General features: G+C 69.6%; 19 protein-coding genes. 7 read left to right on the top strand and 12 right to left on the bottom strand.

The features are described 5' to 3' along the window. Positions 1-13: 13 nt before the first annotated feature. Together CVV72_RS04555 and CVV72_RS04550 are read right to left on the bottom strand one after the other, a co-directional pair. Positions 14-1,171: an HAF repeat-containing protein gene (locus tag CVV72_RS04555; protein ID WP_219153820.1), complete on the bottom strand. Its 1,158-nt coding sequence runs from the start codon at positions 1,169-1,171 to the stop codon at positions 14-16. A gap of 146 nt (positions 1,172-1,317) precedes the next feature. Then, entirely contained in the window at positions 1,318-4,767 is a 3,450-nt protein-coding gene (locus tag CVV72_RS04550; protein WP_219151173.1) for an indolepyruvate ferredoxin oxidoreductase family protein, read from the bottom strand. 160 nt (positions 4,768-4,927) lie between these two features. On the opposite strand from CVV72_RS04550, the gene CVV72_RS04545 reads away from it, so the two are divergent. Beyond that, positions 4,928-5,392, top strand: coding sequence for an Lrp/AsnC family transcriptional regulator (locus CVV72_RS04545; protein WP_034315034.1), 465 nt, complete (start codon positions 4,928-4,930; stop codon positions 5,390-5,392). A 25-nt stretch (positions 5,393-5,417) separates the two neighbouring features. Here the strand turns inward: CVV72_RS04545 and CVV72_RS04540 are convergent, their stop codons facing one another. After that, on the bottom strand, positions 5,418-6,383 hold the full coding sequence (locus CVV72_RS04540) for a YafY family protein (RefSeq protein WP_255632513.1): 966 nt from the start codon (positions 6,381-6,383) through the stop codon (positions 5,418-5,420). Positions 6,384-6,440: 57 nt separating this feature from the next. Here CVV72_RS04540 and CVV72_RS04535 point away from each other — a divergent pair, with 57 nt between their 5' ends. Next, positions 6,441-8,789, top strand: a complete 2,349-nt coding sequence (locus tag CVV72_RS04535; RefSeq protein ID WP_255632512.1) for an excinuclease ABC subunit UvrA — start codon at positions 6,441-6,443, stop codon at positions 8,787-8,789. Between the two features lie 79 nt (positions 8,790-8,868). Here CVV72_RS04535 and yidC read toward each other — a convergent pair whose 3' ends face one another. Continuing rightward, complete coding sequence (gene yidC, locus CVV72_RS04530) at positions 8,869-9,669, bottom strand: membrane protein insertase YidC (protein WP_219151172.1); 801 nt, start codon at positions 9,667-9,669, stop codon at positions 8,869-8,871. A 66-nt stretch (positions 9,670-9,735) separates the two neighbouring features. Further along, complete coding sequence (locus CVV72_RS04525; protein ID WP_255632511.1) at positions 9,736-10,179, bottom strand: DUF6412 domain-containing protein; 444 nt, start codon at positions 10,177-10,179, stop codon at positions 9,736-9,738. On the opposite strand from CVV72_RS04525, the gene CVV72_RS04520 reads away from it, so the two are divergent. The 3 genes from CVV72_RS04520 to CVV72_RS04510 all read left to right on the top strand — a co-directional run bounded on the left by CVV72_RS04520 (position 10,156) and on the right by CVV72_RS04510 (position 14,022). After that, on the top strand, positions 10,156-11,775 hold the full coding sequence (locus CVV72_RS04520) for an ABC-F family ATP-binding cassette domain-containing protein (protein ID WP_219151171.1): 1,620 nt from the start codon (positions 10,156-10,158) through the stop codon (positions 11,773-11,775). The genes CVV72_RS04525 and CVV72_RS04520 overlap by 24 nt on opposite strands. Positions 11,776-11,903: 128 nt before the next feature. Continuing rightward, a complete protein-coding gene (locus tag CVV72_RS04515; protein WP_219151170.1) occupies positions 11,904-12,917 on the top strand; it encodes a YdcF family protein in 1,014 nt (337 codons plus the stop codon). A 283-nt stretch (positions 12,918-13,200) separates the two neighbouring features. Continuing rightward, positions 13,201-14,022: a class I SAM-dependent methyltransferase gene (locus tag CVV72_RS04510; RefSeq protein ID WP_219151169.1), complete on the top strand. Its 822-nt coding sequence runs from the start codon at positions 13,201-13,203 to the stop codon at positions 14,020-14,022. 4 nt (positions 14,023-14,026) lie between these two features. Here CVV72_RS04510 and CVV72_RS04505 read toward each other — a convergent pair whose 3' ends face one another. Next, a complete protein-coding gene (locus CVV72_RS04505; RefSeq protein WP_219151168.1) occupies positions 14,027-15,628 on the bottom strand; it encodes an ABC-F family ATP-binding cassette domain-containing protein in 1,602 nt (533 codons plus the stop codon). Positions 15,629-15,999: 371 nt separating this feature from the next. Here CVV72_RS04505 and CVV72_RS04500 point away from each other — a divergent pair, with 371 nt between their 5' ends. Next, positions 16,000-16,809 carry a DUF2382 domain-containing protein gene (locus CVV72_RS04500; protein ID WP_219151167.1) on the top strand — a complete coding sequence of 270 codons (810 nt, stop codon included), beginning with the start codon at positions 16,000-16,002 and terminating at the stop codon, positions 16,807-16,809. Positions 16,810-16,838: 29 nt separating this feature from the next. Here CVV72_RS04500 and CVV72_RS04495 read toward each other — a convergent pair whose 3' ends face one another. The 3 genes from CVV72_RS04495 to CVV72_RS41490 form a co-directional block, all read right to left on the bottom strand. Then, complete coding sequence (locus tag CVV72_RS04495) at positions 16,839-18,506, bottom strand: serine/threonine-protein kinase (protein ID WP_219151166.1); 1,668 nt, start codon at positions 18,504-18,506, stop codon at positions 16,839-16,841. After that, complete coding sequence (locus tag CVV72_RS04490) at positions 18,503-19,282, bottom strand: hypothetical protein (RefSeq protein ID WP_219151165.1); 780 nt, start codon at positions 19,280-19,282, stop codon at positions 18,503-18,505. The genes CVV72_RS04495 and CVV72_RS04490 overlap by 4 nt, the downstream gene beginning before the upstream one ends. Positions 19,283-19,675: 393 nt before the next feature. Next, a complete protein-coding gene (locus CVV72_RS41490; protein ID WP_255632510.1) occupies positions 19,676-19,861 on the bottom strand; it encodes a hypothetical protein in 186 nt (61 codons plus the stop codon). Positions 19,862-19,949: 88 nt separating this feature from the next. Between CVV72_RS41490 and CVV72_RS04480 the strand changes: the two genes are divergently transcribed. Further along, complete coding sequence (locus tag CVV72_RS04480; RefSeq protein WP_219151164.1) at positions 19,950-20,252, top strand: hypothetical protein; 303 nt, start codon at positions 19,950-19,952, stop codon at positions 20,250-20,252. 1 nt (position 20,253) lies between these two features. Here CVV72_RS04480 and CVV72_RS04475 read toward each other — a convergent pair whose 3' ends face one another. The 3 genes from CVV72_RS04475 to CVV72_RS04465 are packed head-to-tail and all read right to left on the bottom strand — an operon-like array spanning position 20,254 to position 23,434. Next, positions 20,254-20,691, bottom strand: a complete 438-nt coding sequence (locus tag CVV72_RS04475; protein ID WP_126734288.1) for a response regulator — start codon at positions 20,689-20,691, stop codon at positions 20,254-20,256. After that, positions 20,688-22,211, bottom strand: coding sequence for an ATP-binding protein (locus tag CVV72_RS04470; RefSeq protein ID WP_219151163.1), 1,524 nt, complete (start codon positions 22,209-22,211; stop codon positions 20,688-20,690). The genes CVV72_RS04475 and CVV72_RS04470 overlap by 4 nt, the downstream gene beginning before the upstream one ends. Next, entirely contained in the window at positions 22,208-23,434 is a 1,227-nt protein-coding gene (locus CVV72_RS04465; RefSeq protein WP_219151162.1) for a PP2C family protein-serine/threonine phosphatase, read from the bottom strand. The genes CVV72_RS04470 and CVV72_RS04465 overlap by 4 nt, the downstream gene beginning before the upstream one ends. Positions 23,435-23,461: the final 27 nt, after the last annotated feature.

Genomic DNA, 23,461 nt, shown 5'->3' with positions numbered 1-23,461 from the left:
AGCGCGTCGGCCGCTAGTCGAGCGTCCAGTACACCGCGTGGGACTTTCCGGCGGCGTTGGAGGCGGTCCCGACCACACGGCCGTTGTCGGTGATCCGGTAGCCCTGGCTGCGGGTGCCGCCGGGCAGCGTGCCGAGCTGCCTGCGTTCCCCGTCGAGGAACCAGACCGTCGCCCGGCTCCGGAAAGTGCCTGCGACGGTGCCGTGGGCGTTGACCGACTCCGCGTCGGCGCCGAGACCGTCGTCAGGCAGCGCGGCGACGTCGCCGTCGAGATCCCAGATCAGGGCCGATCGGCGAGGCGGGTTCAGGTAGCCGGAACCGACCACATAGCCGGTGGAACCGATCCCGTAGATCCAGACCGAATGCGGGCTGGGCCAGTCCAGGGGATGGAGCACGCCGTCCCGACCCCACTTCGCCGGGACCGGGGGCCCGCTACTGGTCCCGCGGAAGGATCCGGCGGCCACGCCGTCCCCGTTGACCCGGCTCGCCCCGCTGCTCACACCCTGCGGTGCCAGTTCGGTGATCGGCCCGCCGTCCACCCACCGCACGGCCTGGTTCGCCGCGGAGCGAACGGCGCTGCCGACGATGATGGTGCCGTCGGCGGAGATGCCGTCGGCCATGCTCCAGGTCTCGCCGGGCAACGTCCCGAGGTCCGTCACCGCCCCATCCGGATCCCAGCGGAACCCGTGGTACTGGTCGTCCGGCGTCAGCCAGCTCCCGACGACGACGTCGGTGTCGCTGATCGCCCACGCGGTGGCGTTGTGATGGCCGGGTGGAAGCTGCAACAGGGTCGCCTGGCCCGCGGCGTCCCAGCGGGCAGGCACGGCGGTGGTCGCGGTCAGTACGTAGCCGGCGGACACCCCGAGGCCGTTGATGGCACGGACCTGCCCCTCGGTGCCGCCCGGCGTCGGCAGCGCCATGATCTGGCCGGTGGCGTCCCACCGGACCGGATGGCTGCGTTTCGGGACCGGGCCCGCCAACGACAGCCCGACCATCTCCCCCGCCTCGTTGACCGCCAGGACCGTACTCTCGTCGTCCCCGGGCAGCGTCCCGAGATCCACCGGTCCCCCTGTGGTGGCCTGCGCGGTCCCCGTCACCGCGCCGGTGGCCACGGCGAGCGCCGCTACCAGCGAAAAGATCCGTCTTCGAGCAACGGGCACACTATTCCTCATCACGATGACTCCCCGATCCCGATCAGTGGTGTGTCATGCGCGGACCCCGCTGCGACAGTAATGCACACGGACAGCCCTGCGGCTTCGTCGCCGAAAAGGTCGTCCGGAAGTACAAAAAACCGCGCAACCGTAACAAAATCCGGCCGTCAGGTGCTCGCGCCGAGCCGGTCCGCCCGCACGAGTTCGGCGAGGAGCGCGGTCTGTTCCTTCCGGTAGGCCTCGACGTTCGCCAGTTTGACGTCCTCGTAACCGCGGACCAGATCGGGCAGTTCGGCCAGCGCCAGAAGCCTGCCCCGGTCCGCGCCCTCGGCGCCGAAAGCGGCGAGGATCGTTTCCCGGTACTGCCCGACGAGTTCCCGCTCCACCTTCCGGACATGGGCCTTGCCGAACGGGTCCCAGCGGGTGCCGCGCAGTTTCCTCGCGGCGCGCAGCGCGACGAACACCGGGCGGAACTTCGGACCCAGCGCGATCTTCCGCTTCATTCCCAGCGCGCGGAGCACGGGCGGGTGCAGGCGGTAGGCGTACCGGCTGCCGACGCCGAACTCCGCCTCGATCCCGGCGAGCACGGCGGGATCCAGCGACAGGCGCGCGACCTCGTACTCGTCCTTGTAGGCCATCAGTTTGTGCAGGTTTCGCGCCACCGCTTCGGTGATGGCGGTCGAGTCCCCTTCCAGGACCCGGATCCGCTCGACGAACTCGGCGTACTCCCGCGCGTAACGAACGTCCTGGTACCGGACGAGTTCGGGCACGCGGATGTCCAGCAGCCGCGCGAGTTCCGACCCCGGCTCGGCCTGGACGAGCGCGCGGGCGCGCAGCGTGGCCGCCGACGGGGCGGGGGTCGCGGCGACCGTGGGCGGCGCGACCGCGGCGTGCAGTCCGTCGGGATCGGCGACGAGCTGCCTGCCACGCCGGAACGCCTGGAGGTTGCCCGCGACGGCGACCCCGTTGAGTTCGATCGCGCGCTCCACGCTGGCCGCGTCCAGCGGGATGGCGCCGGTCTGGAGAGCCGCGCCGAGCTGGAGGATGTTGGCGAACTGGTCGTCGTCGAACAGGGTCTCCGCCAGTGCCCGCGCGTCGAGTGCCACGGTCCGCGCCGCGCTGTCGGAGATCGCGCTCCGCACCGCCGCCGCGTCGGGGAACAAAACGGTGGTGTCGACGACCATCCGGCCGGTCGGCACCTCGGTCGTGGAGACCACGGCCGTGGTCCGGCCGGGGTCGGTCACCGTCAGATTCGCGGGGTCCGCGCCGACGAGGACGTCACAGGCCAGGTAGAGATCGCACTCCCCGGCCGCGAGTTTCGGGGCCTGCGGCGCCGGGTCGGCGGTGATCTTCAGATCCGAGACGACGGCGCCGCCCTTCTGCGCGAGCCCGGTCTGATCCAGAGTCCGGACCTGCTTGCCTTCGATCACGGCGGCCGTGGCGAGGATCTGCGCGACGGTCACCACACCGGTCCCGCCGACCCCGGTGATCCGGACGGTGAAGTCGGTGCCGGAGGTCTCGGGCTCGGGCAGTTCGGCCGCGGTGATGTCCGCGAGCCGCGCCCGGTGCTTGCGCCCGGTGGGCACCACCGTCAGGAACGACGGGCAGTCCCCCGCCAGGCACGAATAGTCCACATTGCACGAAGACTGGTGGATCGTGGTCTTGCGGCCGAATTCGGTGCTGACCGGCTGCACCGACAGGCAGTTCGACTTCTCGCCGCAGTCGCCGCACCCCTCGCACACCCGCTCGTTGATCACGACCTTGGTGGCGGGGGTGTCCAGTTTGCCGCGACGGCGTTTGCGGCGCTTCTCGGCGGCGCATTCCTGGTCATGGATGAGCACGGTGACCCCGGGAACGCGGGCCAGTTCCTCTTGTGTGCTCAGCAATTCGTCGCGATGCCGGACCTCGACGCCGTCGGGCAGGCGGACGCCGCGGAGCCGCTTCGGCTCGTCACTGGTGATGACCACCTTGGCGACGCCTTCGACCAGCAGCAGCGACGCCAGCCGGTCCACCGAGAGCCCGCCGACGGCGTCCTGACCGCCGGTCATGGCGACGGTCGCGTTGTAGAGGATCTTGTAGGTGATGTTCACCCCGGCGGCCACTGCCGCCCGCACGGCGAGGCTGCCGGAATGGGTGAACGTGCCGTCGCCGATGTTCTGGACGAAATGCGAGGCGTCGACGAACGGCTCCATCCCGAGCCACTGCGCGCCCTCGCCACCCATCTGGGTCAGGCCGACCACGTCCCCGACCTGTTCCGGTTCCATGAACAGCGCCATGGCGTGGCAGCCGATACCGCCGCCCACCACGGTTCCCTCGGGCACCTTGGTCGACGAGTTGTGCGGGCAGCCGGAGCAGAAGTACGGCGTCCTGGTCAGCAACGGCACCGAGATGCGCTCTCGGCGGCGCCGCTGCCGCCACGCGGTCACCGAGGGGATCTCGTGGTGGTCGCTCAACCGGGCGGCCAGCGCCCTGGCGATGGCGTCCGGGTCGAGCTCGCCGAGTTCGGTGCACAGCGTGCGGCCGTCCGGGCCGGTCTTGCCGTACACGGCGGGCGCGGCGGTGGTGCCGTACAGCACCTCCTTGATCGCGGACTCCACGAAGGAACGCTTCTCCTCCACCACCACGATCTCGCTCAGGCCATCCGCGAACCGGCGGACGATCGACGGTTCGAGCGGGTGGACGACGCCGAGTTTGAGGATCCGGATCCCGTGCCGGGACAACGCCTCGGCGTCCAGGCCGAGCAGCCGCAAGGCTTGCATGAGGTCCAAATAGGACTTTCCGGCGGTGACGATGCCGACGCGGTCCGCGGGGCCTTCCTGAACGATCCGGTTGACCCCGCTCGCGCGCACGTATTCGACGGCCAGCGGCAGGCGTTCGGTGTACAGGCTGCGTTCGAGCGCCATCAGCGTGGTGCCGAGCAGCCGGGAGCTGGGCTTGTGCCGGTACGCGGGCAGCGCCAGCTCCGGCGCCGTCCACCGAGGGCGGACCTGGGCCGTGCTCGCGGCGTCGGCCACGTTCGCCACGAGTTTCATCGACGACCACAGCCCGCTCGCCCTGGACAGCTCGACCGCGTGCAGGCCGAAGTCCAGCACGTCCTGGGAATCGGACGGGAAGAACACCGGCATCGCCAGGTCGGCCAGCGCGAGCTCGGAGGCGCACGGCACCGACGAGGACTTGGCGTTCGGGTCGTCGCCGACCAGCGCCACCGCACCGCCCGCCGGATCGGTCCCCGCGAGATTGGCGTGCCGCAGGGCGTCCGTCGCCCGGTCAAGGCCGGGTGCCTTGCCGTACCAGAACCCGGTGACCCCGCCGCGGGACGAGCCGACCGACGCGGTGAGCTGGCTGCCCATGACCGCCGTCGCGGCGATCTCCTCGTTCAGGCCGGGGCGGTGCACGACGTCGTGCTTCTCGAGCAGGACGGAGCGGCGGCCGAGTTCGAGGTCGTACCCGGCGAGCGGGGATCCCTCGTAACCCGAGACGAACACGGCAGGTGAGGCCCCGGCGGCGCGGTCGTGCCGCACCCGGTCGAACAGCATCCGGACCAGGGCCTGGACGCCGCTGAGGTAGACGGTGCCGTCCTCCCGCAGATACCGGTCCTCCAACGTGAACTGCTCCACCAGACCTGCCTCCTTCGGCACCCCCGCGACGTCACGACAGGAGACCCGACCTCGCGGGCCGCCGCAACAGGCGGCAGTCTATTGGCACCCGGCACGCAAAAAATCCGGCCCATCTTCTCCGGTAGCCGAGATCCGTTGCGTCTGCGTACCATCCTGGCCCATGGCGGACCAGCTCATCGACGAGACCGATCGCGAGATCCTCGAACTGCTGCGGGAGGACGCCCGGCGCACGCTGGGCGACATCGGGGCGCGTGTCACGCTGTCGACCGCGGCCGTCAAACGCCGGATCGACCGCATGCAGGAGAACGGTGTCATCGTCGGCTACACCGTCCAGATCGACCACGCCAAACTCGGCTGGGCCATCGAGGCGTTCACCGAACTGCGGTTCACCGGGACCACCAAGGTCGGCGAGATCGTCCGCACCACCACCCGGATGCCGGAGGCCCAGGCGGTGTTCACCATCGCCGGCGACCCCGACGCGCTCGTCTGGCTGCGGGTGCGGGACATGGGCCACCTGCAGCAGACCATCGATGAGATCCGGCGCCATCACCAGGTCACCGGCACGAAGACGCTGATGGTGCTGGACTCGTGGACGCGGGGGCAGCAGTGGCCTCATCCCTCGTGAGTGTTAAGGACGGTTCTAACCGTCCTTACCACTCACGAGACGTGCGCCCCCGCATCAGCCGCTCCCCCTTCCGCGCGAGGTACTCGCCGAATTCGGCGGGTTCCTCCACCGTGAACCCGATGTCGGTGAGCAGGAGGACGACGGCCAGCCACTCGAAGGAGTCGACCTGGGCGACATACCGGCACCTGTGGTCGCCCAAGGCTTCGAAACTCCCGTCGACCCGATGCAGCCGGGCCGCGGCCTCGTCCGCGCCGACATCCAGGGTCAGCGTGATCCGGAGCGATTTCGGGCTGTGAAAGCGTTCCTGAAGGTGTGCCGCGACGTCGTCGACCGGGAGCTCACGCGGCTCGAACGCCACCTCCGTCGTCTTCGGCCCGGCGATGCGGTCGAGGCGGAAGCTCCGCCAGTCCCGCCTGCCGAGGTCCCACGCGTACAGATACCACCGCTTGCCGAGCTGGACGAGGCGCATCGGCTCGACCGTCCGTGACGACGGGCCGTCTTTCGCCGTGTACGCGAACTCAAGGCACCGGCGAGCCGCGATCGCCGCGGCGAGGACGTTCAGGACGTCTTGGGTGACCCGCGGCTGCTCTCCGCTCCCGAATTCGACCGCGGCGAGCATTTCGTCGGTCCGCCTGCGCAGTGCCGCCGGCAGGACGCGCCGGAGTTTCGCCGCGGCGCGGTCGGCCGATTCGGCGGTCAGGTCGACGCCGGTGCCACCCGCCGCGGCGAGCCGTAACCCGAGCACGGTGGCGATCGCCTCGTCATGTTCCAGCATGAGCGGTGGCAGCGCGGTTCCCGCGACGAGCCGGTAGTTGCCGCCAGGGCCGCGGCTGCTCTCCACGGGGTACCCCAGACCGCGAAGGTGGTCGATGTCCCGGCGAAGCGTGCGCGGCGGGACTTCCATGGCCGTCGCGAGTTCGGCGGCGGGCCACGCCCGGCCGGACTGCAGGAGCGACAACAGCCGCAGCATCCGTTCCCGTGGTGCCGTCACGACGCCTCCCGCTAGTTGTGGCCGAAAACCGGCCACAACTCATCGTAACCTCGATTCATGGCGAAAGTTCAAGCTGACCGTGGCCGGTGGATCACCGTGGAAGGAGCCCGCACGCACAACCTCCGCGACGTTTCGGTGCGGGTGCCGAAACACCGGCTGACCGTGTTCACCGGCGTGTCCGGTTCCGGGAAGTCGTCGCTGGCCTTCGACACGATCGCGGCCGAAGCCGAGCGGCTGGTCACCGGCAGCTACCCCGCCTTCGTGCGGAACCGGCTGCCCCAGCATCCGCCCGCCGACGTCGACCGGATCGACGGGCTGGTGTTCACCACGATCGTCGATCAGCGGCGGTTCACCGGAAACGCGCGGTCCACCGTGGGAACGGCGAGTGACATCGCGCCGCTGCTGCGCCTGTTGTTCTCCCGCGTCGGCGAACCGAACGCGGGGTTTTCGCCCGCCTACTCGTTCAACGATCCGGTCGGGATGTGCCCGCGCTGCGAGGGGCTCGGCGTGGTCGACGAGATCGATCTCGACCGCTTGATCGACCGCTCGCGAAGCCTGCGTGAGGGCGCCGTGCGGTTCCCGACGTTCGCCCCCGGCACCTACCGATGGAAACGGCTCGTCCACTCCGGACTCGTCGACCCCGATGTCCCGTGGGAACGTTTACCGGCGGCGACGGTCGAAACCCTGCTGCACGCCGAAGGACTCCCCCTCGACGATCCGGGCGACGACTACCCCAAGCACGGTCTCTTCGACGGGATCGTTCCGCGGTTGCGTGACGCGTACCTGCGCAAGACGCCGTCGCGGCTCACGGCCGAGGAACAGGAAGGGCTCGCCGAAGTCGTCACCCGCGGCGTCTGCCCGGAGTGCGCGGGAACCCGCCTTTCCGAGGCGGCGCGCGGCAGCCTGATCGACGGACGCTCCATCGCGGACTGGTCGGCGCTGCCGATCGGCGAATTGCGGGACGTCGTCGCGAAAGTGTGCGATCCGTCGGTGGCACCGCTGCTGCAGGCGATCCGCGACCGGCTCGACGCCCTGGACTCGGTCGGTCTCGGTTACCTCAGCCTGTCGAGAGAGTCGAGAACGCTGTCCGGCGGCGAAGCCCAGCGCGTCAAGATCGTGCGCCATCTCGGCAGCGCGCTCAGCGACGTCTGTTACGTGTTCGACGAGCCCAGCACCGGACTGCACCCGCACGACGTGCACCGTCTCCTCGAACTGCTGGCCAAGCTCCGCGACGCGCACAACACGATCCTCGTGGTCGAGCACCATCCCGCGGTCATCGCGGCCGCGGATCACGTCATCGATCTCGGGCCCGGCGGCGGTGAGGGCGGCGGGCGGATCCAGTTCGAAGGCAGCCCCGGCGAACTCGTCGCGGCTGGCACCGACACCGGCCGGATTCTCGGTACCCCGCTTCACTTCCGGGAGCGGACGCGCGCCGCGCGCGGCGTCGTGACGATCTCCGGCGCCCGCAGCCACAACCTGCGTGACGTCACCGTCGACGTGCCGCTCGGCGTCCTGACCGTCGTCTCGGGGGTCGCCGGCTCCGGCAAGAGCACCCTGATCACGGGCGAACTCCCCCGGCAGCATCCCGATTTCGTCGTCGTCGACCAGGCCCCGCTGCGCGGTGGCATCCGTTCCACGCCCGCCACGGTGCTGGGCGTCGCCGAGCCCATTCGCGAAGCTTTCGGGAAGGCCACCGGGAAACATCCGTCGTGGTTCAGCGCCAACGGCCGCGGCGCGTGTCCGGTCTGCAAGGGAAAGGGCGTCATCATCACCGATCTGGCGTTCCTCGACGACGTCCAGACCGGCTGCGACGCCTGTGGCGGCACCCGGTTCAACCCGGACGCGCTCGCCGCGCGCCTGAACGGCCGGACCATCGCCGACGTCCTGGCGATGAACCCGGCGGACGCCGCCGCCCTGTTCGGCGAGCGGTCCGCCATCGGGCAGCGGGCGCGCTGGCTGGACCGGGTGGGCCTCGGCTACCTGACCATCGGACAGAGCCTCGATACCCTGTCCGGCGGCGAACGGCAGCGGCTGCTGCTCGCCCGCCATCTCGCCGACGCCGGCCCCGCGGACGAACTGCGCCTGGTCCTCGACGAACCCACCGCCGGACTGCACGGCAGCGACGTCGACCGCTTGCTGGCCCTCTGCGACAAACTCGTCGACGGCGGCGCGACGCTCGTCCTGATCGAACACGACCAGCGAGTGATCGCGCACGCCGACCATGTCATCGACATCGGCCCGGGCGCGGGGGCCGAGGGCGGGACGGTGGTGTTCGAGGGCAGGCCGTCGGCACTGGCCGAGGACTCCGCGTCGATCACCGGGCGGCATCTGCGAACGCGTTCCCGGCGCCGGACGGCGCCGGGAACACCCACCCGCCCGGGAACAGTTCCCGGGCGAGCGCGATGATTCCCCATCGGGCTTTGCCCGACACGCCGGTACCGAACAGTTCTCCGCCTTGTTCCGGGTGATCTGGCCGACAGTCCCGCTACTCGATCGCGGCCCGGCGACCGGTCTCCTCCTCCCGGTCGACGATCCTGGTGAGGAAATGCTGCTGTCCCAGGGTCCACACGTTGGTGGCCAGGAAGTACAGCAGCACCCCGATCGGCACCGGGAAGAACGCTCCCGACACCAGCATGCCGACCGGCGCCAGGTACATAATCAGTTTGGTGATCCCCGCCGTCTCGGGGGCCGTCTCGGTCTGCCGGGTGAGCCCCGAGCGCAGGGAGAAGAACGTGGCCAGGCTCGCGATCAGCATCAGCGGCACCCCGACGGCGATCATGTGGACGTGATCCGTGCCGAACGCGGCCAGCTCCGCGGCCGGCTGGGAAAGCCAGTTGCCGAGTTTCGCGCCGAAGAGGTCGGCGTTCAAGAACGATCGCACCCCGGCGTCGTCGAACACGTGGTTCGACTGCGCACCCGGGGTGAAATCGCGCAAAACCCAGTACAGGGACAGGAATACCGGCAGCTGGATCAGCGCCGGGAGGCATCCGCCCAGCGGGTTCGCCCCGGTTTCGGCGTGCAATTTCCGGATCTCTTCCGCCAGCCGCCTGCGATCCTTGCCGTACTTCTCCTTGAGCTGCCGCATCCGCGGAGCGAGCGCTTGCATGCGGCGGCCCGCGCGCAGCGCGCCGAGGGCGGGTTTGACCAGCAGCAGGCGCAGGGTGAAGACGAGGAACACGATGGACAGCACCCAGGCCACGCCGGAGTCGGGACTCGAAACGGCGCCGAAAACCTTGTGCCAGAACCAGAGAATGGCGGAAACGGGGTACAGGAAGACATCGAACATGACCAGGTCACTCCGTCGGTCGAAGGTATGCGGGCAGGAGTGACTGCCTCACCTTCGAACGGAAGGTCAGGCAGTCGCGATGCCCACTGACGGAGCTCGGGGCCGCACGCGGCCACGCGCGTCGGGATCGCGCAGGCTCAAGAACAGTTGCGCGCGTTCGCGCAGGCTGATGGCGCGCACCCGCATCGCGGCGGCGGCCGGTTCCAGGCGGAAGTGCACCGCCAGCGCGAGCAGGACGGCGGCGAGGGACGCGGTCAAGGCGGCGGCGAGGCCGAGAGGGTTGGCGACCGCGACCGACGCCGTCAGTGCGGTGGCCAGGCTCAGCGGGTTGGTCCCGCCGACGACCGGGAGCACGACGAACAACTCGGGCAGGAACAGCGCAAGCATCAGCTTGAGCCGTACGCCGAGGTAGGTTCGCTCCACGTCACCGACGTTACCGGAAATATTGCGTTGCGTGATTCCCGAGGACGCGGGCAGTCTGTCGAAATGGGTCACGTCGAGGTCGCGCACGTCGAGTACCACCTTCCCGACGGGCGACTGCTCCTCGACGACGTCTCGTTCCGGGTCGGAGAGGGCAGCGTCTGCGCGCTCGTCGGGGCCAACGGGGCGGGCAAGACGACGTTGCTGCGACTGATCTCGGGGGAGCTCTCCCCCACCGGCGGCTCCGTGACCATCAGTGGCGGGCTCGGGGTGATGCCCCAGTTCGTCGGCTCCGTGCGCGACGAACGGACGGTGCGGGATCTGCTCGTGTCGGTGTCGCCGGAATCGCTCCGCGCCGCCGCCCGCGCGGTCGACGACACCGAACTCGCCTTGATGGAACGCGACGACGAAGCGAACCAGATGGCGTACGCACAGGCGCTCGGCGATTGGGGCGACGCTCGCGGCTACGAAGCCGAAGTCGTGTGGGACAAGTGCACGACGGCGGCGCTCAACCTGCCGTACGAGAAGGCGCGCTGGCGCGAGGTGCGCACGCTGTCCGGCGGCGAACAGAAGCGGCTGGTGCTGGAAGCGCTGCTCCTCGGCGGATCCGGCGTGCTCCTGCTCGACGAGCCGGACAACTACCTCGACGTCCCCGGCAAGCAGTGGCTGGAAGAGCGGCTGCGTGAGACCCAGAAGACCGTCCTGTTCGTTTCGCACGACCGGGAGCTCCTCGCCAGGGCGGCGAACAAGATCATCAGCGTCGAACCGGGGCCCGCCGGCGGCGACGTCTGGGTGCACGGCGGCGGCTTCGACAGCTACCACCGGGCGCGTGCGGAACGGTTCGAACGCTTCGAGGAACTCCGCCGCCGCTGGGACGAAAAGCATGCCCAGCTCAAGAAACTCGTGGCCGACATGCGGCAGTACGCCGCCCGCAGCGACGAGATGGCTTCGCGGTATCACGCCGCGCAGACACGGTTGCGGAAGTTCGAGGAGGCCGGAGCACCCGCCGCTCCCCCGCGCGAACAGAAGATCACGATGCGCCTGCGCGGCGGCCGGACCGGTGTCCGCGCCGTCACCTGCGAAGGGCTCGAACTCCGCGGCCTGATGAAACCCTTCGATCTGGAGGTCTTCTACGGCGAACGGGTCGCGGTGCTCGGCTCGAACGGCTCCGGCAAATCACATTTCCTGCGGCTGCTGGCGGGCGAAGAGGTCGCGCACGACGGGCTGTGGAAACTCGGTGCCCGCGTCGTCCCCGGCCACTTCGCGCAGACGCACGCCCATCCCGAACTGCTCGGGAAAACGCTCGTCGACATCCTCTGGACCGACCACGCCCGAAGCCGCGGGCCCGCGATGAACATCCTGCGCCGGTACGAACTCGACGGCCAGGGCGACCAGCGGTTCGAGAAGCTGTCCGGCGGTCAGCAGGCGCGGTTCCAGATCCTGCTGCTGGAGATCGGCGGCGCGACGATCCTGCTCCTGGACGAACCGACCGACAACCTCGATCTCGCCTCGGCCGAAGCGCTGCAGCAGGCGCTGGAAGCCTACGAAGGCACCACGATCGCGGTGACGCACGACCGGTGGTTCGCGCGCTCCTTCGATCGGTACCTCGTGTTCGGCTCGGACGGGCACGTGCGCGAAACCGCGGAACCGGTGTGGGACGAGCGGCCGGTCCAACGCGCCCGGTGACTCACTCGGGTCGGGAAAAGCGACACACCAACGAGAGGTCGCCTGCGGCGGCTCCGTCATGTGTTTGAATGCCGCCGCACCGCGTGCCGACACCCGAGTGCCCGCGTCGTCCCCAGGCTGGAGTTGTCGTGAAGGCCGCTGCAATCCCCTTCGCCATCGCGGCCTTGTGCTGTGCGGCGTTCCTCGTGAGCTTCCTTCGCGACCGGCGCCGGTTGCGAAACGGCTTCTATCTCTTCTTCGCGTTGCTGTTCCTCGGCGTGACGTTCATCGCGCTGCTCGCGTCGGTGTCGCCCGAGGCGGCGGGTTTCGTCGCGGTCGGGGTGATCCTGCTGATCGTCCCGACGGTCCTCGCGCTGACGGTCTTCTTGATCTGCAACGGGATCACCATGCTACGCCGAGAGGGACGCAGGCTGGCCAACGTCCTTTCACTGCTGACAGGGCTCGGCATCTGCGCGCTGATCGTCTTCAACGCGACGGTCACCCAGCTCGCCTGGGAGCCTCTCGACATCGTCCGGGGCATCCTGAACGGACTCGTCGTCTACTTCTCGTTCCTTTTCGTCTGTTTTCTCCTGTACTCGATCGTCTACGGCCGCATCCGCACCGAGAAGGGCATCGACTTCGTCGTGGTGCTGGGTTCGGGTCTGCTGGACGGGCACCAAGTGCCGCCGCTGCTGGCGAGCCGCCTGAACCGGGCCAAACGCGTCATCGACGCCGAAGCCCGCCGTGGCCGGGAGCCGATGGTGGTCACCTCGGGCGGACAAGGACCCGACGAAGACCTCCCGGAGTCCCACGCCATGGCCGGCTACCTGGTCGAGAACGGGGTGGCGAAGGAGCGGATCCTCCTCGAAGACCGCTCGCGGACGACGTTCGAGAACCTCACCTTCAGCGCAGAGATCATGGAGCGGCGGAAGGCGGACTACCGGTGCACGGTGGTCACGAACAACTTCCACGTGCTCCGTGCCGCCCTCACCGCCCGCCGCGCCAAGGTGAACGGGCAGGTCATCGGATCGCCGACGGCCTGGTACTTCTGGCCGAGCGCCACCCTCCGCGAATTCGTGGCCATCCTGGTGGACCACAAGTACAAGAACCTGGTCGTCTGCGGGCTCATCGTGCTTTCGCAGATCTCCCGCGCCTTCTCGTGAGGCGTGATCGGACGGACGACACGCGTGTTGGGATGGACGACACGCGTGATTGAACGGACGACTCTCGGGGGCACCCTGGCCATGCGCGTGTCGTCCGTCCAGTCACGCGTGTCGTCCGTTCGATCACGCGAAATCACCGGTATCGGCGCTGTGCATCGTCGAGGGTGTCGGCGCAAGAAACCGGCACCCCGGCGCGCATTCCGGGCACCGTCGCCCGGAGCGTCGTGACAAAACCCCCGCATCCGTTTGACAACACCGTTTTCACCGGGTCATCGTCCTGCGCATGAGCGCTTACACCCGGCAGGCGATGGCGCGGCTGTTCGACCGGACGGCGGAGACCTACGACGCGCTCGGCGTCGACTTCTTCGGCGCGTTCGCCACCGAACTGCTCGACCGGGCCGGGCTCGTCCCCGGTGAGCGCGTGCTGGATGTCGGCTGCGGACGGGGCGCGGTGCTGTTCCCGGCGGCCGAGCGGGTCGGCCCGGAAGGTTCGGTGCTGGGTATCGACCTTTCCGCGGAAATGGTCGAGCGCACCACGAAGGACATCGAGGCGCGCGGAGTCAACGCCTCGGTTTCCCTTATGGACGCCCAAGAACCGACGCTGGACGACGCCGCCTTCGATGTCGTCCTCGCGTCGTTCGTGGTCTTCTTCCTGCCGGATCCGGTCGCCGGCCTGCGGTCGTGGCATCGCCTCCTGGCGCCCGGCGGCCGACTCGGCGTCACCACGTTCGGCGCCGACGATCCCCGGTGGACGGCCGTGCGCGAGGTGTTCAAACCGTTCGTTCCGCCGGAGCTGGCCTGGACGCTGGCCGTCAGGGCGGGCCTGTTCGCCACCATCGAGGGATTCGGCCAGGCCGTGGAGTCGGCGGGCTTCACCGGTGTCACGTCCGTGGAACGCGTCTATCCGGTGAAGTTCGCCGACCCTGGCCACTGGATCACCTGGTCCTGGTCGCACGGCCAGCGGATGTTCTGGGAGCTGATCCCGGAAGACCGCCTCGACGCCGTGCGCCAGGCCGTGCTCGCGGAACTCGAACCACTCCGCGAGCACGACGGGAGCGTGGTGCTCGCGCAGACCGTGCGCTACACCCTCGCCCACCGCGGTTGACGGCTCACAACGCGAGCCTCGGCCAGGACTCCGTGTCCCGCGACAACTGCCGGTCGTGCGTGGCGATCACCACCGCGGCCGGCGTCGTTTCGAGCGCGGCGGTCAGCTCGTCGACGAGTGTGGCGGACAGGTGGTTGGTCGGCTCGTCCAGCAGCACGACGTGCGGACGGCGAGCGAGCACGAGCGCCAGGTCCAGCCGTCGCCGGGCACCGACCGACAGTTCGGCCACCGGCCGATGCCGGTCGTAGCCGGCGAGCAGGCCCAGTTCGCCCAACCCCGGCCCGGGGATCCCGGTCCTGGCGAGCTGTTCGTCGTACAGCTCCATCGCCGTCCGCCTGCCCGGCGGCTCGGATTCCTGGCCCAGCCTGCCGATCCGCGCGGACCGCGAACGCGTGACCGTGCCGGTCCCGGGCGCCAGCTCCCCGGCCAGCACGGAGAGGAGCGTCGACTTCCCCGCGCCGTTGCGGCCGGTGACGACCAGCCGGTCGCCGCTTTCCAGCGCCAGATCGACCGGACGCGCGAGCCGACCGGCCACCGTCACCCCGGCGGCACGGAGGAGTGTCGCGCCTCCGTGCGCCGGTAGCTCGGGCATGGCGAACCGAGCGGGTGGCGGCGGGACTGCGACCACGTGCCCGGCCAGTTCTTCCTGCCGCCGGTGGACCGCGCGGACCAGCCCGGGCGCGCGGGTGGCGCGGACGTGCCTGCCGGTGCCCTTGGGCGGCCGCCAGTTGTCCCGCAACCGGTTCCGCGCCGCGGACAGGTCGTCGGCCAGCCGTTGCCGCTCGGCGATCTGGTCGGCGTGCGCCGACTCCCAGCGGGCGCGTTCGGCTCGACGGGCCTCGACATAGGCCGCGTACCCGCCGCCGTAGACGCGCGGCCGTCCGTCGCTCGACGGATCGAGGTCGACCACCGTGGTGGCGACGTCCGCGAGCAGGGCCCGGTCATGGCTGACCAGGACGACCACGCCCGGATGCGCGCGCAACCGCTCGGTGAGATGGTCGAGCCCCGCCGCGTCGAGATGGTTGGTCGGCTCGTCGAGCAGCAGCACCGGGTGCCCGGCGCCGAGCAGGCAGGCCAGCCGGACCCGGTGCCGCTGCCCGACCGACAGTGTCCCAAGGGGACGGTCACGGTCGTCGACGGCGTTCAAGGCCGCCAGTGACACTTCGACGCGCCTGTCGGCGTCCCAGGCGTCGAGCGCCTCGGCTTCTTCGAGTGCGGCGGCGAACGCGTCTTCGGCTCCGGAAAGTCCGTCGCTGAGCGCCTCGGTGGCGGCCTCGAGCCGGGCCAGCGCGCCGCGGACGGCGGCCAGTTCGAGGTCGATCAACGCGCCGACGGTGTCGGTCGCCCCGAGCGGGAGCTGCTGGTCGGCGACGCCGGCCGAACCGGAACGGTGTACCTCGCCGCGGTCGGCGGCCAGGTCACCGGCGAGCACCCGGAGCAGTGTGGTCTTGCCGCGCCCGTTCTCCCCGACGATGGCGACACGCTCGCCGGCGGCGGCGGCGAGGTCGACCCCGGCGAGAACGGGCCGTCCCCCGAAGGAGAGATGGACGCCGGACAGGCGGACGTGCGCCGCGCGCACCGGCGCGGACGAAAGAGGGGATGACATGAAGGAACTGCCTCCGGTGAAAGTGATGAGCAGGAAGAACGAAGTCCGGTACCGCGGCTCGCGGTACCGGTGGAGGCGTCGTCCCTCAGAGGAACAGCAGTTGCTGCATCACGATCACGAGGGTAAATCAGGCCCGGAGCACGCCGCATCCGATTTTCGGGACCACACGTTCGCGCCATCCCCCACGACCGCCGGTCACCCCACCGGCATCCCCTTTCACCTGCGGCGACACGCAACGCCTAGCCAGCGATCGCGGCTTCAAACCACCACTTTCCGGGGTCACCCACAGGGGCACCACGACGGTTGCCATGATCACCGGCCCGTCCGACGGTGGGTTTCTCAGCAGGCATCTTCCGAGAGGAGCGGGACCGATGGCGAAGACCATGCAGCCGCAGGAACTCATCGACAGTGCCGTGGTCGACCCGACCGGCAACAAGCTCGGCAAGGTGGGCAACGTCTACCTCGCCGACGCGACGCGCCAGCCGGAATGGATCACCGTCAAGACGGGCCTGTTCGGCACCAAGGAGAGCTTCGTCCCGCTCTCCGGAGCACACGCGGACCGGGACGGCGTGCACGTCCGCGTCGACAAGGACGCGGTCACCGACGCACCCCGGATCGAGGCCGACGGCCATCTGTCCGCCGAGGAGAGCGCGCGGCTCTATCAGCACTACGGGCTGCCGATGCCGCGGACCTCGCCGGACGGCCGGATGGACGACCGGGCGCAGGGCCGGGGCCGCGGCCAGGACGAGGCCGGCCGGACCAGGGCCGGCATGGACGCGGGGAAGGACGCCGGCCGGAAGAACCGGGACGCCGAACCCACGATGACGCGGTCCGAGGAGCGGCTGAACGTCGGCACCGAGCAGGTCGAGACGGGCCACGTCCGGCTTCGCAAGTACGTCGTCACCGAGGAACAGCAGGTCACCGTTCCGGTCAGCCACGAGGAGGTGCGCATCGAACGCGAGCCGATCACGAACCCGCGTGGCGAGCGCGCCGAGATCGCCGAGGACGAACAGGAAGTCGTGCTCCACGCCGAGAAACCGGTGGTGAACAAGGAAACCGTCGCGGTCGAGCGGGCGAGGCTCAAGACCGAGACCGTCACCGAGGACCAGACGGTCTCCGGCAAGGTGCGCAAGGAACAGTTCGAGGTCACCGACGACGAAGGCAAGCACCGCAAGTCGTGACCCAGGAATCGAGGGCGGCCGCCCGTGCCTCAGCGCGTGCGCCGGGCACGGGCGGCCGCGACCACGAAACCGGTCGCCACCGCACCCGCGAGTGAACAGCCCACGCCGAACAGCACCGCGGGCTCGTGCACTCGCAGGACCGATACGCACAGCCACGCCGACGCGCCGAACAGCAGGCCGAGCACCGGGCCACCGACGAGGGCACCCCGCCAGCGGTGACCGTTGCGGATGGTTCGCAGCCCGGATTCCAGGTACGCCAAGGCGAACAGGGCGAGGATCAGGCTGCCCGCGCCGAGCGCGCTGGCGAGCGGATGCTGCCGCGTGACGACGGCGAAGGTCCTCGGGACGCCGTCGGCCGTCACGGTCGCGGTGACGGCTCCGCCGACGATCCAGCGGGTAAGCCCGGGAAAAGCGAGATCGGCACGGAAACCGTCACCCTCGGGCTTCGGCACCGCCGACGCGGATCCGAGCGGGATCCCGGCGGCCGAAAGGGCGAGGGTCACCTGTTCCGGGCGCCCCTCCCCCGTCACGGCGAACGTCTTGCTGAGATCCACAGGCGCGGACGAGGCGGCGACGCCGTCGATCTTCAGTGTCGTGGCCTCGTGCGGCAGGCGTTCCGGCGTGAGCAGGGTGAGCACCACGAGCGCGATCGCGGCGGCCGAAGCGGCCAGTCGGAACCAGAGCACCGCACCGGACCGGGACTCGGGCTCGAAGCTCGCACGGGTCGCCGACAGCGTCGGATCCGGTGCGGGGCGCCGCACCGGCCGTGTCGGGCCGTCTCCGGCCGGGACCTGCGTGCCGAAAGCGGAGATCACCCGAGGGGTGAGGTGCCGTACCGGCACGCGGGAGCGTTCCAGCCAGCCCGGTCCGTACACGGCGGTGGCGGCCGAGGCGAGGTTGGCCGCGAAGGTCTCCGCGTCACGGTACCGGGAGTCGAGCTCCCGCGAGAGGCTGCGCATGACGACCCCGGCGAGCGGCGACGGCACGCCTTCGATCGGGCGCGGATCGGTGAACATGTGCTGGCGCATCATGCTGATCGCGCCGCGGGTGTTGTCGAACGGCAACTTCCCGGACAGCAGTTCGTAGAGCACCGTGCCCGCCGAGTAGACGTCGGCCGCCGGGCTCAGCGCGTTGCCCATCGCCTGCTCGGGCGCGATGTAGGCGGGTGTGCCGAGAACCTCGCCGCCGTGGGTGACGAGGGTGGCGCCCTCGCTGATCACCTTCGCGATGCCGAAGTCGGCCACCTTCATCACACCTTGGGTGGTGAAGAGCAGGTTCTTCGGCTTGACGTCCAGATGCAGCACGCCCGCTTCGTGCGCCGCTTGCAGCCCGGCGAGCATCGCCAGCCCGATCGCGCAGGCCTGTTCCCCGCCGATTTCCCCGCTGCGGAAGCGGCTGTGCACAGTGCCGCCGTCGAGGCGTTCCATCACCATCAGGTGCTCGCGGCCGGTGCGCACGTAGTCGTACACGGGCACGATGTGCGGGTGGTCGAGGCTGGCCAGCACACGCGCTTCGCGGTCGAAGAGCTCACTGCTGGCGGCGTGGTTCAGCACGTCCCACGGCAGCTGTTTGATGGCGACGTCGCGGCGCAGCGAACGGTGGACGCCGGCGAAGACGACCCCCATCCCGCCCTGGCCGATCGCGGGTCCGATCTCGTACTGCGGCAGCGCGGCGACGACCTCGGCGGGTGCGCTCATCGAGTGAATTCCTTGGTGGAGTCGGGAAGCCGGACCGTCTCGTCGTCGGCGGGCCCCGGCGCGGGATGCGGGGTCAGGTAACCGAGCAGGAACGCGATGACGGCGGCGCCGAGGACCACCGGGATCTCGATCGCGGGCTCCGGCGGGACGAGCCGCAGCACCGACAGCGAGACGACGGCGACGAGCCCTGTGCCGAATCCGGCGGGCAGGAAACGCAGGCCTCGGCGCCACCGGTTGGCCGGAAGACGATGGCGGGCGAGCGCGAGGAGGGCCGTCAGCCACGCCAGCACGGTGAGCACGAGCATCGCGAGCCCGAAAGCGCCGTAGACGGACCAGAAGGATCCGCGGATGTCGGCGACCGTGGTCGCCTCGCCGAGGGTGCTGCGCTGGGCGTCCAGGAGTTCGACCGTCGAGGGGAGCAACCCGATCGCCTGACCGGAGAGGTCGGCCATGTCCAGCACGAAGGTCCTGGTGACGCGACTGTGTGCGGGGACTTCGAACGGCGCCGTGGTGTCGTAGGCGAAGAAGGTCAGGGCGAGCGCCACGCCGGACACCCGCACGCTCCGGACCTTGACCGCGGTGCCGCCGCTGTTGGTCGCCGTGACGGTGAGTTCGAGTGGTTTCGCCGGATCGACCACGACCGTGGCGTTGCCGATCGGCCGGTCGTCCAAGGTGACCGCCAGGTCGAGCCCGCCGCTGTCCGCGACGGCCGGTGGCGAGCCGAAGAGGACCGCGCACAGACCCAACGCAACCCCTGCCGCGATGACACGTCCCATTTTGCGCATCCCCTGTTTTCCCGAGCCGACTGGTCCGGAATGCTACAGCGAGTACTTACCGGAGAGGGACGTCCCAATGCGTATCGTGGTTCGCCTGATATTCGGCACCGTGACCGGGTTGTTGTTCCTGGTTTCCCAGGTGGGAGCGGGAAACGCGCAGCAGTCCCCTTATCAGTCCACGGTTGGTTTGAAACCTTCGAGCGGCCCCGCGGGGAGTTCGTTCACCATTTCCTGGAATTTCTCTCCGTGCAAAGGCCCGATTTCTTTCACCTGGGAAGGAGCGGCCCTTACCTCGGTCAGCGCGCCCAGCGGAGAGGTCGGGGCGACAGTTCCCGGTAACGCGACGCCCGGCGGCCACCCGGTCACGGGGACCTGCACGAACGCGCGGACCGGTCAGCCGTTGACCGGAAGCGCGACCTTCCGGGTGACCGGGACCGTGACGACGGCACCGCCGACGACGAAGGTGCCCCCGACGACGAAGCCGACCGTCCCGGTGACCACCCCGACCAGGCCCGGAACGACCACCACCCCGGTCACCACGACGACGCCGCCCACGACCACGACCACGCCACCGTCCACAACGGACACTCCCCCGCCGCCGACGGACGTTCCTTCGTCGAGCGGTACCCCACCGAGGCCGGACGACCTGATCCTCGACCGGCCGAGCGTGCACCCCGGCGACCCGTTGTCCGCGACCGGCAAGGGGTGCGTCCCCGGTGAGCGGGTCACGCTGACGTCGGGCGGCGAACGTGTCGGAGGCGCCTACGCCGACGGCACCGGCGCCTTCACCGCGGCCGTCGAGTTCACCCGGATCGAGGCGGGCAGGCACACCGTCGTCGCCGATTGCGGCGTACGGCTGACCGGTGCCGTCGACCAGGTGGTGACCAGCTCGTCCGGCGGGTACGGCGGCACCCTGGTGGTGCTCGTCTTCTTCGTGCTCGCCGGGATCACCGTGATCCGCTTCCCCTGAGTCAGCGCGGCAGTTTCACCACGGTGACGAAGAAGTTGTCGATCTGGCGCACCACGTCGATGAACCGGTCGAAGTCCACCGGTTTCGTGACGTAGGCGTTGGCGTGCAGGTCGTAGCTGCGGAGGATGTCCTCTTCGGCCTCGGACGTGGTGAGCACGACGACCGGGATGGTGCGCAACTCCGGCGACGCCTTGACCTCGCTGAGCACTTCACGGCCGTCCTTGCGGGGCAGATTGAGGTCGAGCAGGATCAGCCCCGGCCGTTGCGCGTCCTCGTACGGTGCCTCACGGCGCAGGAACTGCAGTGCCTGCTCGCCGTCGGAGACGACCGAAAGCGTGTTGCGGATCTTGTGGTGCTCGAACGCCTCCTGCGTCATGAGGACGTCACCGGGGTCGTCCTCGACCAGCAGGATGTGGATCGGTTCCAGTGACTCGGTCATGGTCGCTCGTTTCCTTCGTCGGCATGCTGGGCTGCGGGCAGGGTGAAGCAGAAGCGGGTCCCGGCCTGGACGGTGGTGTCCAGCCAGATCCTTCCGCCGTGGTGTTCGAGGATCTTGCGGCACAGGGCAAGACCGATCCCCGTGCCCGGGTACTCCCCGCGGCCGTGCAAGCGCTGGAAGATCACGAAGATCCGCTCGGCGTACTCGTCGTTGATGCCGATTCCGTTGTCGGTGACGGAGAATCGCCAGTCCTCGCCGTCACGCTCCGCCGCGACCTCGACCTCCGGCGGCTTCTCCCCGCGGAACTTGATCGCGTTGCCGACGAGGTTCTGGAAGACCGCTGTCAGGAGGGTTTTCTCCCCGTGGACGACGGGAAGTTCGCCGTGGGTGACACGGGCACCGGACTCGGTGATCGCGTCTTCGAGGTTGCCCAGCGCGGTGGCCAGCAGATCCCCGGTCTCCAGGAGGACGTTCTCCCCCGGACGGCGGCCGACGCGCGAGAAGGCGAGCAGATCGTTGATGAGCGCCTGCATCCGTTTCGCGCCGTCGACGGCGAAGCCGATGTACTGGTCCCCGCGTTCGTCCAGTTTCCCCTGATACCGCTTCTGGAGCAGCTGGCAGAAGCTCGCCACCTTGCGCAGCGGCTCCTGGAGGTCGTGCGAGGCGACGTAGGCGAACTGCTCCAGGTCCGAATTCGACCGTTCCAGCTCGCGGGTCCGGGTCACGATCAGTTCTTGCGCCCGCTCCAGTTCCGCGACCTCGTCGAGGATCCGCGAGCGCAGCGACTCCACATCGGACGCGAGTTCGCGCATCTCCTTCGGACCGGAACCCCGGACCGCGCGGTGGATGTCGGTCTGCGCGACGTCACGGACCTCGACGGCCAGTTGCCGGATCGGCCGGATCAGTTTCCGGTGCAGAACCAGGAAAACCAGTGCCAACGCGCCGCAGAGCAGGACCGCGATCACGATGAGCATCACCCGCAGGACATCGGCGGAGGACGACAGATCGTCGCGTGCGTCCAGCCGTTCGGCCTCCAGCCGGTTCTGCAGGACGCCCAGCGAAGCGCGGACCTCGTCGAACAACGGTTTGCTCGCGTCCACCAGCGCGCCGGTGGCCGGAGCACCGGCGAGCACGGGTTCGATGATCGTCGTCCGCCAGGTCGTGGCGGCGCCCAGCACCCGGTCCAGATCGTCACCGGCCGCCGTGCCCGGAACGGCGCCGAGCCGGCGCAACTCGGCGACGGCCGCGTCCTGTGCCCGCAACCCGTCCCGGTACGGCTCCAGGAATTCGCTCCGCCCGGCCAGGATGTAACCACGGACACCGGTCTCCTGGTTCAGCATCGCGGTCGCGAGAGAGGCGGACTGCAGCACCTGGGGACCGGTGACGTCCAGCAGTCTGGCGCGTGACTCGGTGAGGTTGGTCAAGGCCAGCGACCCGGCCGCGATCGCGCCGCCGAGCAGCAGGCCGGCGATCACCCCGGACAGGGCGGCCCAGCGGCTGATCGACCAGACGGACTTCATCGAGGCGGCTCCCCGGAGTCGAACGTGAGCAGCGCCAGCGCGACGTCGTCGTCCAACGGCCCGCCGTGCAGGACGTCCATCTCACTGATCAGGTGGTCGAGAGCCGAGTCGGAACCGGCTTCGGCCTTCAGGCTCTTCAAGGCGGCGGCGGCCATCCGTTCGAGCCCGACCCGCTCCCGGCTGCCTTCCACACGCCCTTCGAAAAGACCGTCGGTGTACAGCAGCAGTGACCATCGCGGCCCCATCGGCACCGTCAGCTCCTGCCAGCCGATCCCCGGCACGACGCCCAGCGGCGGGCCGAGTTTCTCCCGTGACAGCAGCCTGCCGCCCGACTCGTCGATCAGGAGCGGCTGCGGATGACCCGCCAGCGCCATCTTCAGCGACCGGCGGTCCGGGGCGACCGTGATCATGCAGACGGTGGCGAACAACGGGCCCAAGGCCTCGTGCTCCAGCATTTTCTCCACCATCGCCAGGGTTTCCGCCATCGGCAGGCCGGCGAGCACGACCGAACGCCAAGCGATCCGCAGCGCGACACCGAGCGCCGCCTCGTCCGGACCGTGGCCGCACACGTCCCCGATGACCAGTTGCACCGTGCCGTCGGGGAGCTCGACGGCGTCGTAGAAGTCACCGCCCAGCAAGGCTCCGTTCCGCCCCGGCCGGTACCGCACCGCGAGCCCGAGGCGGGGGTCGGCCAGCAGCGGGGTCGGCAGCAGGCCGCGCTCCAGACGCGCGTTCTCCCTGGCCAGCAACTGATGCTGCAGCAGTTGCTGCTCGATGCGTTCGGCGCGGCTGCGTTCCCAGGAATACCGGAGCGTCCGTGCCAGGAGCCTGCCGTCGACATGCTGTTTGACCAGGTAGTCCTGGGCGCCGGCCCCCAGCGCCGCCACCCCGGTCGCCTCGTCCTCCTGGCCGGTCAGCACGATCACCGCGGTCGACGGCGCGTGCTGCCTCAGCCTGGTCAGACCGGTCAGACCGGTGGCGTCGGGAAGCTGGAGGTCCAGCAGCACACAATCGGCCGTGATCCGGCGAGCGAGGGCCTGGTGAAGCGTGGTCACCCTGTCGAGCACGACCTGTTCCAGGCTTTCGGCGGCGTCCGCGAGCATCTCTTCGACCAGGAGCGCGTCGCCGTCGTCGTCCTCGATCAGCAGGACACGCAGCCGGGTCGGCTGGGAGGAAGATCTACGAGGCGGAGACTGCTCGCCGTGACGCACGGCGTTGGACACGGACAGCCACCTTCCTCACCGGCTTTC

The sequence above is a fragment of the Amycolatopsis sp. TNS106 genome, assembly GCF_019330265.1.
Lineage (GTDB): Bacteria > Actinomycetota > Actinomycetes > Mycobacteriales > Pseudonocardiaceae > Amycolatopsis > Amycolatopsis lurida.
The sequence above is the reverse complement of the archived record's forward strand: the minus strand, read 5'-3'. Positions and strand labels throughout refer to the sequence as shown.